Below are 14372 nucleotides of genomic sequence, written 5' to 3'. Positions count from 1 at the left end.
AGCGGGGCGCCCTGCCCTCAAGGCATCGGGAGGGGCGCCAATGCCCGGCCGCGAAGGCCGGGCATGAAAGGTCGAATTACTCGGCCGCTTCCGACGTCGGCGCCGGTCCCACCTTGGAATTGTGCAGATCGACGTTGAGGCCGAGCGAGCGCATTTCCTTGACCAGCACGTTGAACGATTCCGGGATACCGGCCTCGAAGGTGTCGTCGCCACGCACGATCGCCTCGTACACCTTGGTACGGCCGGCGACGTCGTCCGACTTCACGGTCAGCATTTCCTGGAGCGTGTAGGCCGCGCCGTAAGCTTCGAGCGCCCACACCTCCATTTCGCCGAAACGCTGGCCGCCGAACTGCGCCTTGCCGCCCAGCGGCTGCTGGGTGACGAGCGAGTACGGACCGATCGAACGCGCATGGATCTTGTCGTCGACGAGATGGTGCAGCTTGAGCATGTAGATGTAGCCCACCGTCACCTTGCGGTCGAAGGCATCGCCGGTGCGGCCGTCATAGACGGTCGACTGACCCGAAGCGTCGAGACCCGCAAGCTTCAGCATCTCCTCGATATCGGCTTCCTTGGCGCCGTCGAACACCGGCGTCGCGATCGGCACGCCGCGGCTCAGATTGTGGCCGAGTTCAAGCAGCTCGTTGTCGTTGAGCGTCTTGATCGTCTCGTCCTCGCCGTAGACCTTCTTCAAGGTTTCCTTCAGCGGCTTGATGTCCTGCTTCGACAGGTAGGCATCGACCGTCTGGCCGATACGCTTGCCGAGGCCGGCGCAGGCCCAGCCGAGATGGGTCTCGAGGATCTGTCCGACGTTCATGCGCGAAGGCACGCCGAGCGGATTGAGCACGATGTCGGCATGCGTACCGTCTTCGAGGAACGGCATGTCCTCGATCGGCACGATCTTCGACACCACGCCCTTGTTGCCGTGGCGGCCGGCCATCTTGTCGCCGGGCTGGATCTTGCGCTTCACCGCGACGAAGACCTTGACCATCTTCATCACGCCGGGCGGCAATTCGTCACCGCGCTGAAGCTTCTCGACCTTGTCGAGGAAGCGCTGTTCAAGCCCCTTCTTCGACTCGTCGTACTGCTTCCGCATGGCCTCGATCTCGGCCATCAGCTTGTCGTTCGGCGAAGCGAACAGCCACCACTGCGACTTCGGATACTCCTCGAGCACCGCACGGGTGATCTTGGTGTCCTTCTTGAAGCCCTTCGGGCCCGCAATGCCCTGCCGTCCCTCGAGGAGCTCGGCAAGACGGTTGTAGACGTTGCGGTCCAGGATCGCCTGCTCGTCGTCGCGGTCCTTGGCCAGACGCTCGATCTCTTCCCGCTCGATCGCCAGCGCACGCTCGTCCTTGTCGACGCCGTGACGGTTGAACACGCGGACTTCCACGATCGTGCCCTGCACGCCCGGGGGAACGCGCAGCGAGGTGTCGCGAACGTCGGAGGCCTTCTCGCCGAAGATGGCGCGCAGAAGCTTTTCTTCCGGCGTCATCGGGCTTTCGCCCTTCGGGGTGATCTTGCCGACCAGGATGTCGCCGGCGCGCACTTCCGCACCGATGTAGACAATACCGGCTTCGTCGAGGTTCTTCAGCGCTTCTTCCGAAACGTTCGGAATGTCGCGGGTGATTTCCTCAGGCCCGAGCTTGGTGTCGCGGGCCATCACTTCGAACTCCTCGATGTGGATCGAGGTGAAGACGTCTTCCTTCACGATCCGCTCGGAGAGCAGGATCGAGTCTTCGAAGTTGTAGCCGTTCCACGGCATGAACGCGACGAGCACGTTGCGGCCGAGCGCAAGTTCGCCGAGATCGGTCGACGGACCGTCAGCGATGATGTCGCCCTTCTTGACGATGTCGCCGACCTTCACCAGCGGACGCTGATTGATGCAGGTCGACTGGTTCGAGCGCTGGTACTTCATCAGCCGGTAGATATCGACGCCCGACTTGGTCGGATCGAGATCTTCGGTGGCGCGGATCACGACGCGGGTCGCGTCGATCTGGTCGATCACGCCCGAACGGCGCGCCGCGATCGCAGCACCCGAGTCACGCGCAACCACGCCTTCCATGCCGGTGCCGACGAATGGCGCCTCGGCGCGAACCAGCGGCACCGCCTGGCGTTGCATGTTCGAGCCCATCAGCGCGCGGTTGGCGTCGTCGTTCTCGAGGAACGGGATCAGCGCCGCGGCGACCGAAACGAGCTGCTTCGGCGACACGTCCATGTAGTCGACCTTGTCCGGCGTCACCGGCAAGACTTCGCCGGCGTGACGGCAGACCACGAGGTCTTCGGTGAAGCGGCCCTTCGGGTCGAGCGGCACGTTGGCCTGCGCGACCGTGTAGCGACCCTCTTCCATCGCCGAGAGGTACACGACCTCGTCGGTGACGCGGCCGTCCTTCACCTTGCGATAAGGCGTCTCGACGAAGCCGTACTTGTTCACGCGCGCGAAGGTGGCGAGCGAGTTGATCAGACCGATGTTCGGACCTTCCGGCGTCTCGATCGGGCAGATCCGGCCGTAATGCGTCGGATGCACGTCGCGCACCTCGAAGCCGGCGCGCTCGCGGGTCAGACCGCCCGGTCCAAGTGCCGACAGGCGCCGCTTGTGGGTGATCTCGGACAGCGGGTTGGTCTGGTCCATGAACTGCGAGAGCTGCGAGGAGCCGAAGAATTCTCGCACGGCAGCTGCGGCCGGTTTTGCGTTGATCAGGTCCTGCGGCATGACCGTGTCGATGTCGACCGAGGACATGCGCTCCTTGATCGCGCGCTCCATGCGCAGGAGGCCGATGCGGTACTGGTTCTCCATGAGCTCGCCGACCGAGCGCACACGGCGGTTGCCGAGATGGTCGATGTCGTCGATCTCGCCCTTGCCGTCGCGCAAATCCACCAGCGTCTTGATGACGGAGAGGATGTCTTCCTTGCGCAGCGTACGCTGGGTGTCGGGCGCATCGAGGTCGAGGCGCATGTTCATCTTGACGCGGCCGACCGCCGAGAGGTCGTAACGCTCGGCGTCGAAGAACAGCGACTGGAACATCGCCTGCGCCGAATCCAGCGTCGGCGGCTCGCCCGGGCGCATCACGCGGTAGATGTCGAACAGCGCGTCTTCACGCGTCATGTTCTTGTCGGCCGAGAGCGTGTTGCGGATGTAGGCGCCGACATTGACGTGGTCGATGTCGAGCAGCGGCAGTTCCTTGTAGCCGTGCTCGTTGAGGGCCTTCATCGACTTGTCAGTGATTTCCTCGCCGGCTTCGGCGTGGATCTCACCCGTCTTCGGGTTGACGAGGTCCTCGGCGAGATAGTTGCCGACGAGTTCCTCATCCGACAGGCGCAGAGCCTTGAGGCCCTTCTCCTGCATCTGACGCGCACCGCGCACGGTGAGCTTTTTGCCGGCCTCGAGCACGACCTTGCCGGTGTCGGCATCGATCAGGTCGTTGATGGTCGAGTAACCGCGGAAACGATTGGCGTCGAACGGAACGCGCCAGCCTTCCTTGGTCCGCTTGTAGAGGATCTTCTTGTAGAACGTGGACAGGATCGCCTCGCCGTCGAGGCCGAGGGCGAACATCAGCGAGGTCACCGGAATCTTGCGGCGACGGTCGATACGCGCATAGACGATGTCCTTGGCGTCGAACTCGATGTCGAGCCAGGAGCCGCGATACGGGATCACGCGTGCGGCGAACAGCAGCTTGCCCGAGGAATGGGTCTTGCCCTTGTCGTGGTCGAAGAACACGCCCGGCGAACGGTGCATCTGCGAGACGATGACGCGCTCGGTGCCGTTCACGATGAAGGTGCCGTTCATCGTCATGAGCGGAATGTCGCCCATGTAGACGTCCTGCTCCTTGATGTCCTTGACCGACTTCGCACCGGTTTCCTCGTCGATATCGAACACGATGAGGCGCAGCGTCACCTTGAGGGGAGCCGCGAAGGTCATGCCGCGCTGGCGGCACTCGTCGACGTCGTACTTCGGCTGCTCGAACTCGTAGCGCACGAATTCCAGCATCGAGGTGCCCGAAAAGTCCGAGATCGGGAACACCGAACGGAACACGGCCTGCAGGCCCTCGTCGAGGCGTCCGCCCGCGGGTTCGTCGACCATCAGGAACTGGTCGTAGGACGCCTTCTGAACCTCGATGAGGTTCGGCATCTCGGCGACTTCCTTGATGTGTCCGAAGAATTTGCGAACGCGTTTGCGACCGGTGAATGTCTGCTGCGCCATCGTGGCCTCTCATTTCGTCGCCCGCTCTGGGCGCGCCGTCCAGGACGCGGCTGCCGCCGCTCCCCGGGTTGAATTTTTCGAACCCGTTTTGGGGAACCGAAAATCCAGTTTCAGGCCGTCATGTCCTGAATCTGTTCTTCAGACCTTCAAAACGCAAAACGACGCGCGGGGCGCATAGGCACGCCCGCCCGTCACAACGATCGTCTTCACGGACTGCAAAAGCCCGAAATAGCCTGCTCTCCCAACGGCTTACAGGGAAATCCCGCATCCCTGCCCACCGCGCTTTCGTGCTGCCGACCCGATATGGGGCGACAATAGTGGAGATTCGAGGGGTATACCCTCAAATCCCCACACATTTTCGTGTTCGGCCTGCGTCGGGACGATCCGTCGCACGCCTTTTGCATCCGGCCCACCCTTTTGAAGGATGGACCAAGGCCCCGAGCTCGGCCCGGGACCCCGCCAGTAAGCGTTGCTTACTTGAGCTCGACCTTCGCGCCAGCCTTCTCGAGCTGGACCTTGATCTTCTCGGCTTCGTCCTTGTTCACGCCTTCCTTGACAGGCTTCGGCGCGCCCTCGACGAGGTCCTTTGCTTCCTTCAGGCCCAGGCCGGTGATGGCGCGGACTTCCTTGATGACCTCGATCTTCTTTTCGCCGGCGGCGGCCAGAACGACCGTGAACTCGGTCTTCTCTTCCGCCGGAGCGGCAGCAGCGCCACCACCAGCCGGGCCGGCCACGGCGACAGCCGCGGCAGCCGAAACGCCCCACTTCTCTTCGAGGAGCTTTGCGAGTTCGGCAGCTTCGAGCACGGTGAGGCTCGAGAGGTCGTCAACGATCTTCTGCAAGTCAGCCATTGTTCAGTTTCCTTAGGTGTAAGTCTGGTTCGGGTTTGAGTTTTGCGAAGGGCGTCAGGCCGCTTCGCCCTTTGAGGCATGAGCCTGGATGACGCGCGCGAGCTTGCCCGCGGGCGCGTTGGCGAGCTGAGCGAGCTTGGTCGCCGGGGCCACAAGCAGGCCGACGATCTTGGCGCGCAGTTCGTCAAGCGACGGCAGCGAGGCAAGGGCCTTCACGCCGTCGACATTCAGGACGGTCGTTCCCATCGAACCGCCAACGATGACGAACTTTTCGTTCACCTTGGCGAATTCGACGGCGACCTTTGGCGCCGCTACCGGATCGTTCGAAGTGGCGATCACGGTCGGTCCCTTCAGCATGGGGCCGATGGCAACGACGTCAGTGCCTTCAAGAGCAATTTTGGCGAGACGGTTCTTCGAGACCTTCACCGAGGCACCAGCCTGCTTCATCTGCATGCGCAGCTTCTGCATCTGGGCAACGGTCAGGCCGGAATATTGGGCAACGACCGCGACGCTCGTGGTCTTGAAGACCCCATTGAGCTGTTCGACCGCTTCCTTTTTTGCCGCTCGTTCCACAGCAAGCTCTTTCCGGTTGGCGGTCATCGCAAAAGCGGGACCGCCGGGTTGCACCCACCGTCCCACCCAAAACCTGAACCTCAGGGTCAAAACCCATCGGACACGCGCCGGGCGAGACGACAATTCAAAGCCTGCCCTCCGGGAGCTCGTTGGAGCCCACGGCGTGTCGAGGTCCGAACCAAACTCCTTCGCGACCACCCTAAAGTGAGAAGCGAAGTGAAATCCGGTCTTCACCCGTCTATGCAGGCCATGCGATTAAGCCGTTGAGAAATCGAAATTTCCCGCAGGCGCCTGCAGTCTTGGACAGGACAAGGCCAGCCGGCGAACCGCCTGACCTCTGCCCGCATCCCACCAACCGATGGATTTTCCTTCCTTTTCGGGCAAATCCTTACGGACGTCCTGAAAAGGAATGATCTCCTGCGTGTCGGGTTTTCGGAATGCGTGCACGGACGCGCCAGCCAAGGCCGGCACGTCCGGAAGCGGTTCTTTAACCGCTCTCTGCCTGCTTGCCAAGAGCAAAATTCACACCAGTTCCAATCCGTTGCCTTCAGGGCTTGAGGCGGCCTGACAAGGGCCGATTCAGGCCGATTTGACCCCATAGGGCAGCGGCTTGCCCTCGAAGAACGCGCTCAGGTTGGCCAGCACGCAGTTCTGCATGGCGACGTGCGATTCGAGGGTGTGGCCGCCGATATGGGGGGCGAACACGACGTTCGGGAGCGCGGTCAGGGCGTCGGGAGCGTGCGGTTCCTTCTCGAAGACGTCGAGGCCGGCGCCGGCGATGGTCTGGTCAGTCAAGGCCGCGACCAGGGCCTTCTCGTCGACGACCGAGCCGCGGGAGATGTTGACGACATACCCGTTCGCGCCGAGGCGCTTGAGGATGTCGGCGTTGACCACATGCTGGGTCCCGGCCCCTGCCCGGACCGCGATCATCAGCACGCTGCTCCAGTCGGCCAACGCCTCCAGGGTCGGGAAATATTGATAGGGCAAATCGTATTTGCTGCGGCTGAAATAGCCGACCTCGCTCTCGAACGCGGCGCAGCGCGCGGCGATCTTGCGGCCGATCTCGCCCATGCCGTAGACGCCGATGCGGCGGCCGGGCATGCCGGCCTGCGGCCGCATCATCGGCGACTGCTTCGAGGCCGCCCAATCGCCGCTGCGGACATATTGGTCGGCGACCGGGATCCGCCGCGTGGTCGCCAACATCAGGGTCATCGCGATGTCGGCGACCGAGGCCGCGTTGGCGCCGGGGCTGTGGCCGACCGCGATCTTGCGCGCAGCGGCAGCCTTTAGGTCGACGCCGTCATAGCCGGTGCCGTAGCAGACGATCGCGCCGAGCTTTGGAAACAGGTCCATCGCCTCGGCGCCGAGCGGCGAGCCGCCGGCGGTCAGCATGGTTCGGATGCCGCCGAGCTCGGCGGCCGAAAACACCTCGTGCGCGGGCTTGCCACCGGTGTCGAGCAGCTCGAACCGCTCGGCGAAGCGCGCCATCATCGTCTTGGGAAAGCGCGAATAGATCAGGACCTTGTCAGCCATTGTTCTTGTTTCCGGTCAGTGACGCCACAAACGACGAGGGGCGGAATCGGTTGCCCAATTCCGCCCATCGCCTCATGCAATTTCCAAACCTCTAGCCGAGGCAGACCTTAGCCAAGAATGGTGCCCGGTTCGACCTTCACGCCGGGGCCCATCGTCGAGGACACCGCAACGCGCTGGATGTACGTACCCTTGGAGCCAGCCGGCTTCGCCTTCGAGACAGCATCGGCGAGCGCCTTGATGTTCTCGACCAGCTTCTCCTCGGAGAACGAGGCCTTGCCGACGCCGGCCTGCAGGATGCCGGCCTTCTCGACACGGAACTCGACCGAGCCGCCCTTGGCACCCTTCACCGCACCGGTGACGTCCATGGTCACGGTGCCGATCTTCGGGTTCGGCATCAGGCCGCGCGGGCCGAGCACCTTACCGAGACGACCGACCAGCGGCATCATGTCGGGAGTGGCGATGCAGCGGTCGAAATCGATCGAGCCGTTCTGCACCTTCTCGACCAGGTCTTCGGCGCCGACGACGTCGGCACCTGCGGCCTTGGCTTCGTCAGCCTTGGCGCCGCGGGCGAACACGCCGACGCGGAGCGTACGGCCGGTGCCGTTCGGCAGGGTCACGACGCCGCGAACCATCTGGTCGGCGTGACGCGGATCGACGCCGAGATTGATCGCGACCTCGATGGTCTCGTCGAACTTCGCTTTCGCGCGTTCCTTGACCATTTTGATGGCGTCCGCGAGCGGGTAAAGCTTTTCGCGGTCAACACCTTCGCGGGCTTTGTTCAAACGCTTTCCGATTGTCATGAGCCCTTACCCCGCCACTTCCAGACCCATCGAACGGGCAGAGCCCTCGACCATCTTCATGGCCGATTCGATGGTGTCGCAATTGAGATCCTTCATCTTCTTCTCGGCGATCTCACGCACTTGCGCCTTGGTCACCTTGCCGGCCTTGTCACGGCCCGGCGCCTTCGAGCCAGACTGGATCTTGGCAGCCCGCTTGAGGAAGAAGGACATCGGGGGGGTCTTCATCTCGAACGTGAACGAACGATCGGCGTAGATCGTGATCACGACGGGAATCGGGGTGTTCTTCTCTTCCTTCTGGGTCTGGGCGTTGAACGCCTTGCAGAACTCCATGATGTTGAGACCGCGCTGACCGAGCGCGGGACCGATCGGGGGCGAGGGATTCGCCGCACCGGCCGGGACCTGAAGCTTCAGGTATCCGGTCACTTTCTTTGCCATGTATCACTCCTGTTGTGCCGGCCTGGACCGGCGGTTTCAGGTTCGTGGTCTGGGTCGGATGCGGCTGGCAACCGCCCTCTCCCTCCCACGGCCTCTCTTTGCGCGAAGCCTGATCGGCTTCCCGCGTGACCCGATCAGACCTTCTCGACCTGACCGAATTCCAGTTCGACCGGCGTGGCGCGGCCGAAGATCGACACCGCGACCTTCACGCGCGAGCGCGCCTCGTCGATTTCCTCGACAACACCCGAGAACGAGGCGAAGGGGCCATCGGCCACGCGCACGTTCTCGCCGATCTCGAACGACACCGACGCCTTCGGCCGTTCCACGCCCTCCTGCACCTGGTGCAGGATGCGCATCGCCTCGTTCTCCGAGATCGGCATCGGCTTGTTCTCGGCGCCGAGGAAGCCCGTGACCTTCGGCGTGTTCTTGATCAGATGAAACGCCTCGTCGGTCAGCTTCATCTTCACCAGCACGTAGCCGGGGAAGAACTTGCGCTCGGCGTCGATCTTGCGGCCGCGGCGCACTTCCGTGACCTTCTCGGTCGGAACCAGCACCAGCTCGAACAGCTCCTCGAGCCCGCGCTGCTTGGCCTGCTCGCGGATCGATTCGGCGACCTTCTTCTCAAAGTTCGAATAGGCGTGGACGATGTACCAGCGCTTGTCGGTCGATTGGGTTGCAGCGGCTGCTGTTGCCATCAGTGAATGCCCAAAAGGAAGGTGATGAGGTAACGGATGATCTGGTCGGCGGCGAAGAAGAAGATCGAGGCCACGGCGACCATCACGAACACCATGATGGTGGTGATCGTGGTCTCACGACGGGTCGGCCAGGTGACCTTGGCGGTCTCCGAGCGCACTTCCTGCAAGAACTTGAACGGGCTGACTGCCATCGTTTGAGGTCCAACGTCCGTTGCCAGACGCGATTAAAGATTTCAGGGATCCGAACAGCCGCCTGTGGCCCAGCCCTCTGTCTCGAAGGATGAGCCGGAAAACCGGGCTCGATTGTTCGGGGATTTCAAAGCCGCGCCGGATATCCGCATCTCAACGGGCCGGCTGCGAGTGCCGGGTATCTACTGCGGATAGGGCCAAAGGTCAAGGTGTGGGCGAGGCGGAATGCCCGCGGGCCCGGCTCGCGGACGCGATGCGGATCAAGGGCTTATGGACCCCGCATGATCCACGGTCCGAGCTCTTCGGCCCGCCGCCGTCCTGCCCTGTCGATCCTGATTGTCGGGATGGGTTGGCAGGAGTGGCAGGGCTCGAACCTGCGACCCCCGGTTTTGGAGACCGGTGCTCTACCAATTGAGCTACACTCCTACGGACCCTCGCGTCGCCGCACGGATCAGGGCCGCTTTCAAGCACAGGGGACGGCTCGATTGCAAGGACGGATTGCAAGGGTGAAGCGCGCTGGCTTCGCTTGTTTGTACCGCGACTTCTGGGCCAGAGTTCGTTCCCGATAATCAAGAACAACCGGGAGTGCCCATGACCGCGACAGCCGCCCCTCACGCCGCGACCGCGCCAAAAACCCCGCCTTTGCCCGAGGCCAAGCCGGAGACGGTCGGCCTGTCGCGCCTCCGCCTCCAGGCGATGTCGGACGCGTTCAAGCGCGAGATCGACAAGGGAACCGTGCCCGGCGCGACTGTGCTGGTAGCCCGGCGCGGCCAGGTCGGCTGGTTCGAGGCGCTCGGCAAGCAGAGCCCAACCGGGTCCGCGCCCATGGCGCTTGATTCGATCTTCCGGATCTTCTCGATGACCAAGCCGATCGTGTCGGTCGGCATCATGGCGCTGGTTGAGGACGGCCACCTCCTGCTCGGCGATCCCGTCGCAAAATTCATTCCGGAGTTCGCCGACCAGAAGGTCGGCGTGGTCAGCGGCGGCAAGCTGGAACTGGTTCCACCGAAGCGGCCGATGACGGTGCAGGACCTGCTTCGCCACACCTCGGGCCTCACCTACGAGCACCAGGGCGACGGCCCCGTGCACAAGCTCTACCAGGAGTCTCGGGTCCGCAGCCGCAAGATCACCAATGCCGAGCACGCTGCGCTGGTGGCGAGCTTCCCGCTCGTCTGCCACCCCGGCGAGGAGTTCAACTACAGCCGCTCCACCGACATTCTCGGCCGCATCATCGAAATTGTCAGCGGCAAATCGCTCGGAACGTTCCTGACCGAACGCATCCTCGCGCCGCTGCAGATGACCGAGACCGGCTTCTCCACCAGCGAAGCCAATGCCGGCCGCCTCGCCCAGCCGTTCGCAGCCGATCCCTGGACCGGCGACAAGGTCGCGCTGTTCAACATGCTGGAGCAGCCGGTCATGGAGTCCGGCGGCGGCGGTCTGGTCTCGACCACGATGGATTACGCCCGCTTCGCGCTGATGCTGCGCAATGGCGGCACGCTCGACGGCAACAGGATCATCGGCCGCAAGACGCTGGAGCTGATGGCGTCCGATCACCTCGGGCCTGATGTCGTGACCAACGGCACGCTGCTGTCGCCCGGCCACGGTTTCGGCCTCGGCTTCGCCGTGCGCCGCGAGGCCGGCATCGCGCCCTTCCCGGGCAGCGTCGGCCAGTATTTCTGGAGCGGCATTGCGGGGACGTTCTTCTGGATCGACCCGAAGGAGGACCTGTTCGCGGTGTTCATGAGCCAGGGCCCGGGCCAGCGCGATTTTACGCGGACGCTGGTGCGGGATCTGGTTTACGCGGCGGTGGATTAAGGGCAGACCCGCTTCCACATTCTCGCTGTCATGCCCCGCGAAGGCGGGGCATCCAGTACGCCGCGGCAGATGTGGTGAGAGCGAACTCCCTAACGCTGGCCTCTGGGATACTGGATCGCCCGCCTTCGCGGGCGATGACACCTGTGTGTGGGTGAGCTGCGCGCCACTCCTGCGCAATCGCCTCAGCTAATCGTCGCGCCGCCGTCGATCACCATGGTCTGGCCAGTCATGAAGTCGCCGGCCGCGGATCCCAGGAACACCGCGGCGCCCGCGATCTCGTCGGGAATGCCGATGCGGAGCAGCGGCGAGCGCGCGGTCGAGGCTTTCAGGTTCTCCGGATTGTCCCACAGCGCTTTCGCAAAGTCGGTCTTGATCAGACCCGGCGCGATGCAGTTCACGCGGATGTTGTGCTTGCCGTATTCGCAAGCCAGGTTGCGCGCGAGCTGCATGTCGGCAGCCTTCGAGATCGCGTAGGCGCCCAGGATGGTCGAGCCCTTGAGGCCGCCGATCGAGGATACGATGATGACCGAGCCGTCCTTGCGCTCGATCATCTGCGGCACCACCATCGAGATCAGCCAGTTGTTGGCGACGATGTTGTTGTCGAGAATCTTGCGGAACTGATCGTCGGAGATTCCGGCGAGCGGGCCGTAATACGGGTTCGATGCGGCGTTGCAGACCAGCACGTCGATCTTGCCGAAGGCGCGGTTGCTCTCGTCGACGAGATTTTGCAGATTCTCCTTGGACGAGATGTTCGCCGCGATCGCGACCGCGGTGCCCTTGCCAAATTTGTCGTTGATGCCCTTGGCAACCTCGTCGCAGACATCGGCCTTGCGCGAGGAGATCACGACCTTGGCGCCGTGCTCGGCCATGCGCTCGGCGATCGCAAGCCCGATGCCGCGCGTCGAGCCGGTGATGACGGCAACTTTGCCCTTCATGTCGAACAAGGTCATGTTTCTCTCCCGGAGTGTGATTTGATTGGTGTGAAGCTTACGCCGTGTCCCCGCGAACGGACAATGGCTTTAGGCGAGCTTGGGCCTCAGGCGAGCTTCTTCACTTCCGGTCCCGCCGGCTGATGCATTTCCGCATGCGCATCATCGGCAATCCACGGCTGCTGGTTCACCATCGGCAGCCGCCAGACCGAACGCTCGGGGCTTGCGAAACAATCGAGCCGCGTGATCGAGACATTGTCGATGTCGAACGACAGCGCCCGCTCCACCTGGCCGTCGAGCGCGAGCCCGATCGCCGCCTTGATGGTGCCGCCATGCGCGACCGCGATCACGTCCTGCCCGGCCGCCTCATTGTTGATCCGCTCGACGGTGCGGCGGGTGCGGTTGTAGAGATCCATAAAACTTTCGCCGCCCGGCGCGGGCTCGTTGATGTCGGCAAACCAGCTCGAACCGACGGGACGGCTTGCGACGAAAGCGGCGCGGTTCATGCCCTGCCATGTCCCGAGATTTTGCTCGGCGAGATCCGCCTCCCATTTCATTGACGCGGGCTTCGGGTAGCCCGCCGCCCAGATCGCTTCCGCGGTCTGGTGGGTGCGCATCAGATTGCTCGAATACCAGACCGCCTTGCGTGGCAGCACCTTGGCAACCGCATTGAACACGTAGGTGTCGCTGGTGTCGCAGGCGAGATCGCCCTGTCCGTAGATATTGCCGCCGTCATTGCGCACCGGCGCATGACGAACCCACCACCAGCGTGTCGTGACCACATTCGGCTTGTCTGCGGTTGCCATCGAAGCTCTTCCATCCCGTGTGATGTCGCTGTACGTCAGTAGCGAACGTGTCTCAAGACACTTTACCGTTTGAAATTCTGTTTGAAATTCCGTCGCGCGGCAAGCGTCGCGCGATTACCAAAGGGAGAAACGCATGGGCCGTCTGCAAGGCAAATCCGTCATCATCACCGGCGCCGGCAGCGGCATCGGCCGCGCGGCTGCGCTGCTGTTCACCAGGGAAGGCGCCAAGCTGATCGCGGTCGATCGCACCGAGGCGGTGAAGGAGACCGTCGATGAGGTGAAGAAGGCCGGCGGCGTTGCGGAAGCGATGATCGCCGATGCCGGCTCCGAGACGGACGTCATCGCCGTCATCGACATGGCTGTGAAGACGCACGGCCGGCTCGACGTGATCTGGGCCAATGCCGGCGTCTCCGGCGGGCTCGTTCCGCTCGGCGAGCAGACCGTGGAACAATGGCAGGAAGTGCTACGCATCAATCTGATCGGTCCGTTCCTCGCGGTGAAGCATGCGATGCCGCACATGGTGAAACAGCAATCCGGCGCAATCGTGCTCACCGCGTCCGTCGCAGGCCTCAAGGCCGGCGCGAGTGGTCATCCCTACGCCGCGAGCAAGGCGGGCGTGATCTCCCTGGTGCAAACCACCGCCTATTCGCTCACCGGCACCGGCGTGCGCATCAACGCGGTGTGCCCGGGCCTGATCGAAACAGGCATGACCAAGCCGATCTTCGACCGCGCCAAGGAACGCGGTACCGCCGACAAGATCGGCCAGCTCAACCCCTTGAAGCGCCCCGGCCAGCCGCACGAGCTCGCAGCGATGGGATTGTTCCTGGCCAGCGACGAGGCGTCGTATGTGAACGGCCAGGCGTTCCCGGTGGATGGCGGTTTGACGGCATCGATGCCGTATACGGGGAAGCCGGTTTGACTGGCTGGTCTCCAGCTTCGGTTTGCGAGGTGCCGCCACACTCTCGGTGTCGTCCCGGCGAAGGCCGGGACCCATACCGCGAGGTCTATCGGCTTGCGCATGGTGCCGATCCCGAACGACATATCTTCGCAAAACTCCACCCTGGGGTTATGGGTCCCGGCCTTCGCCGGGACGACGGTGGGGAAGTAGTGTGCGCGCAACGGCATCAACACCGTCATTGCAGACACACCTTCGCATCCTCGCGGCTTGTTTCGCCCGAGCTTTGCTTGGTCGCCTCACCCTCATTTGAAAGAGGGCGCAGGGAAGGCCGGGAGCCGGCTGGCTCCCATTGACCGCTATGCCATGAGTAGATTGCGCTACACTGCACAGCGGGTAACAGGGCAGCCGGAGGCATCCCGGCCTTCCCTGCGCAGTGGTTGGAACGGCTTATGGCGTGCTCTTGTGTCCGGAAAATCTGCCAGAATGTGCGAACGGGCGGTTCTGACCAACCGCCCGTCGCTGGATCTGAGCCCGTTCGTGCTCGAAGGCCTTGAGCCTGTCGGGGAGCGAGGGACAGATCCGGTGTCTTCCTCAACCCGAACAGTTGCATGGGCTTTGAGCCCGAACCGAGCAAGGAAGGGAGTGGATGATGG

The 14372-nt window shown here is 63.3% G+C and carries 12 protein-coding genes and 1 tRNA gene; 2 read left to right on the top strand and 11 right to left on the bottom strand.

The window, feature by feature from the left end:
• Nucleotides 1-76: 76 nt before the first annotated feature.
• The 9 genes from rpoB to YUA_RS0137670 form a co-directional block, all read right to left on the bottom strand.
• Nucleotides 77-4195, bottom strand: coding sequence for a DNA-directed RNA polymerase subunit beta (rpoB, locus tag YUA_RS0137710; RefSeq protein ID WP_027535283.1), 4119 nt, complete (start codon nucleotides 4193-4195; stop codon nucleotides 77-79).
• 473 nt (nucleotides 4196-4668) lie between these two features.
• Nucleotides 4669-5046: a 50S ribosomal protein L7/L12 gene (gene rplL / locus YUA_RS0137705; RefSeq protein WP_027535282.1), complete on the bottom strand. Its 378-nt coding sequence runs from the start codon at nucleotides 5044-5046 to the stop codon at nucleotides 4669-4671.
• A 54-nt stretch (nucleotides 5047-5100) separates the two neighbouring features.
• On the bottom strand, nucleotides 5101-5619 hold the full coding sequence (gene rplJ, locus YUA_RS0137700) for a 50S ribosomal protein L10 (protein ID WP_027535281.1): 519 nt from the start codon (nucleotides 5617-5619) through the stop codon (nucleotides 5101-5103).
• Nucleotides 5620-6198: 579 nt separating this feature from the next.
• A complete protein-coding gene (locus YUA_RS0137695; protein ID WP_027535280.1) occupies nucleotides 6199-7152 on the bottom strand; it encodes a 2-hydroxyacid dehydrogenase in 954 nt (317 codons plus the stop codon).
• A gap of 107 nt (nucleotides 7153-7259) precedes the next feature.
• The gene (rplA, locus tag YUA_RS0137690) at nucleotides 7260-7952 is read right to left on the bottom strand and encodes a 50S ribosomal protein L1 (RefSeq protein ID WP_035972797.1); all 693 of its coding nucleotides are present in this window, start codon (nucleotides 7950-7952) and stop codon (nucleotides 7260-7262) included.
• A gap of 6 nt (nucleotides 7953-7958) precedes the next feature.
• A complete protein-coding gene (gene rplK / locus YUA_RS0137685; protein WP_027535278.1) occupies nucleotides 7959-8387 on the bottom strand; it encodes a 50S ribosomal protein L11 in 429 nt (142 codons plus the stop codon).
• Nucleotides 8388-8521: 134 nt separating this feature from the next.
• Nucleotides 8522-9082, bottom strand: coding sequence for a transcription termination/antitermination protein NusG (gene nusG / locus YUA_RS0137680; RefSeq protein ID WP_051383611.1), 561 nt, complete (start codon nucleotides 9080-9082; stop codon nucleotides 8522-8524).
• A complete protein-coding gene (gene secE, locus YUA_RS0137675; RefSeq protein ID WP_007611620.1) occupies nucleotides 9082-9273 on the bottom strand; it encodes a preprotein translocase subunit SecE in 192 nt (63 codons plus the stop codon). Before secE ends, nusG begins: the two co-directional genes overlap by 1 nt.
• A 348-nt stretch (nucleotides 9274-9621) precedes the next feature.
• Nucleotides 9622-9697, bottom strand: a tRNA-Trp gene (locus YUA_RS0137670).
• Between the two features lie 165 nt (nucleotides 9698-9862).
• Here YUA_RS0137670 and YUA_RS0137665 point away from each other — a divergent pair.
• A complete protein-coding gene (locus YUA_RS0137665; protein WP_027535276.1) occupies nucleotides 9863-11086 on the top strand; it encodes a serine hydrolase in 1224 nt (407 codons plus the stop codon).
• Between the two features lie 182 nt (nucleotides 11087-11268).
• Here YUA_RS0137665 and YUA_RS0137660 read toward each other — a convergent pair whose 3' ends face one another.
• On the bottom strand, nucleotides 11269-12036 hold the full coding sequence (locus tag YUA_RS0137660) for an SDR family NAD(P)-dependent oxidoreductase (protein WP_027535275.1): 768 nt from the start codon (nucleotides 12034-12036) through the stop codon (nucleotides 11269-11271).
• Nucleotides 12037-12122: 86 nt separating this feature from the next.
• Complete coding sequence (locus tag YUA_RS0137655; protein WP_027535274.1) at nucleotides 12123-12821, bottom strand: histidine phosphatase family protein; 699 nt, start codon at nucleotides 12819-12821, stop codon at nucleotides 12123-12125.
• Between the two features lie 133 nt (nucleotides 12822-12954).
• On the opposite strand from YUA_RS0137655, the gene YUA_RS0137650 reads away from it, so the two are divergent.
• On the top strand, nucleotides 12955-13740 hold the full coding sequence (locus YUA_RS0137650) for an SDR family NAD(P)-dependent oxidoreductase (RefSeq protein ID WP_027535273.1): 786 nt from the start codon (nucleotides 12955-12957) through the stop codon (nucleotides 13738-13740).
• Nucleotides 13741-14372 lie beyond the last annotated feature (632 nt).

The organism is Bradyrhizobium sp. WSM3983, from assembly GCF_000473045.1.
Taxonomy (GTDB): Bacteria; Pseudomonadota; Alphaproteobacteria; order Rhizobiales; family Xanthobacteraceae; genus Bradyrhizobium.
This window is presented reverse-complemented; position numbering and strand designations above follow the sequence as displayed.

Excerpts from the sequence above, each read along its gene's own strand:
- rpoB (WP_027535283.1), bottom strand. The coding sequence starts at position 4,195 with ATGGCGCAGCAGACATTCACCGGTCGCAAACGCGTTCGCAAATTCTTC.
- rplL (WP_027535282.1), bottom strand. The coding sequence starts at position 5,046 with ATGGCTGACTTGCAGAAGATCGTTGACGACCTCTCGAGCCTCACCGTG.
- YUA_RS0137695 (WP_027535280.1), bottom strand. The coding sequence starts at position 7,152 with ATGGCTGACAAGGTCCTGATCTATTCGCGCTTTCCCAAGACGATGATG.
- rplA (WP_035972797.1), bottom strand. The coding sequence starts at position 7,952 with ATGACAATCGGAAAGCGTTTGAACAAAGCCCGCGAAGGTGTTGACCGC.
- rplK (WP_027535278.1), bottom strand. The coding sequence starts at position 8,387 with ATGGCAAAGAAAGTGACCGGATACCTGAAGCTTCAGGTCCCGGCCGGT.
- nusG (WP_051383611.1), bottom strand. The coding sequence starts at position 9,082 with ATGGCAACAGCAGCCGCTGCAACCCAATCGACCGACAAGCGCTGGTAC.
- secE (WP_007611620.1), bottom strand. The coding sequence starts at position 9,273 with ATGGCAGTCAGCCCGTTCAAGTTCTTGCAGGAAGTGCGCTCGGAGACC.
- YUA_RS0137665 (WP_027535276.1), top strand. The coding sequence starts at position 9,863 with ATGACCGCGACAGCCGCCCCTCACGCCGCGACCGCGCCAAAAACCCCG.
- YUA_RS0137660 (WP_027535275.1), bottom strand. The coding sequence starts at position 12,036 with ATGACCTTGTTCGACATGAAGGGCAAAGTTGCCGTCATCACCGGCTCG.
- YUA_RS0137655 (WP_027535274.1), bottom strand. The coding sequence starts at position 12,821 with ATGGCAACCGCAGACAAGCCGAATGTGGTCACGACACGCTGGTGGTGG.
- YUA_RS0137650 (WP_027535273.1), top strand. The coding sequence starts at position 12,955 with ATGGGCCGTCTGCAAGGCAAATCCGTCATCATCACCGGCGCCGGCAGC.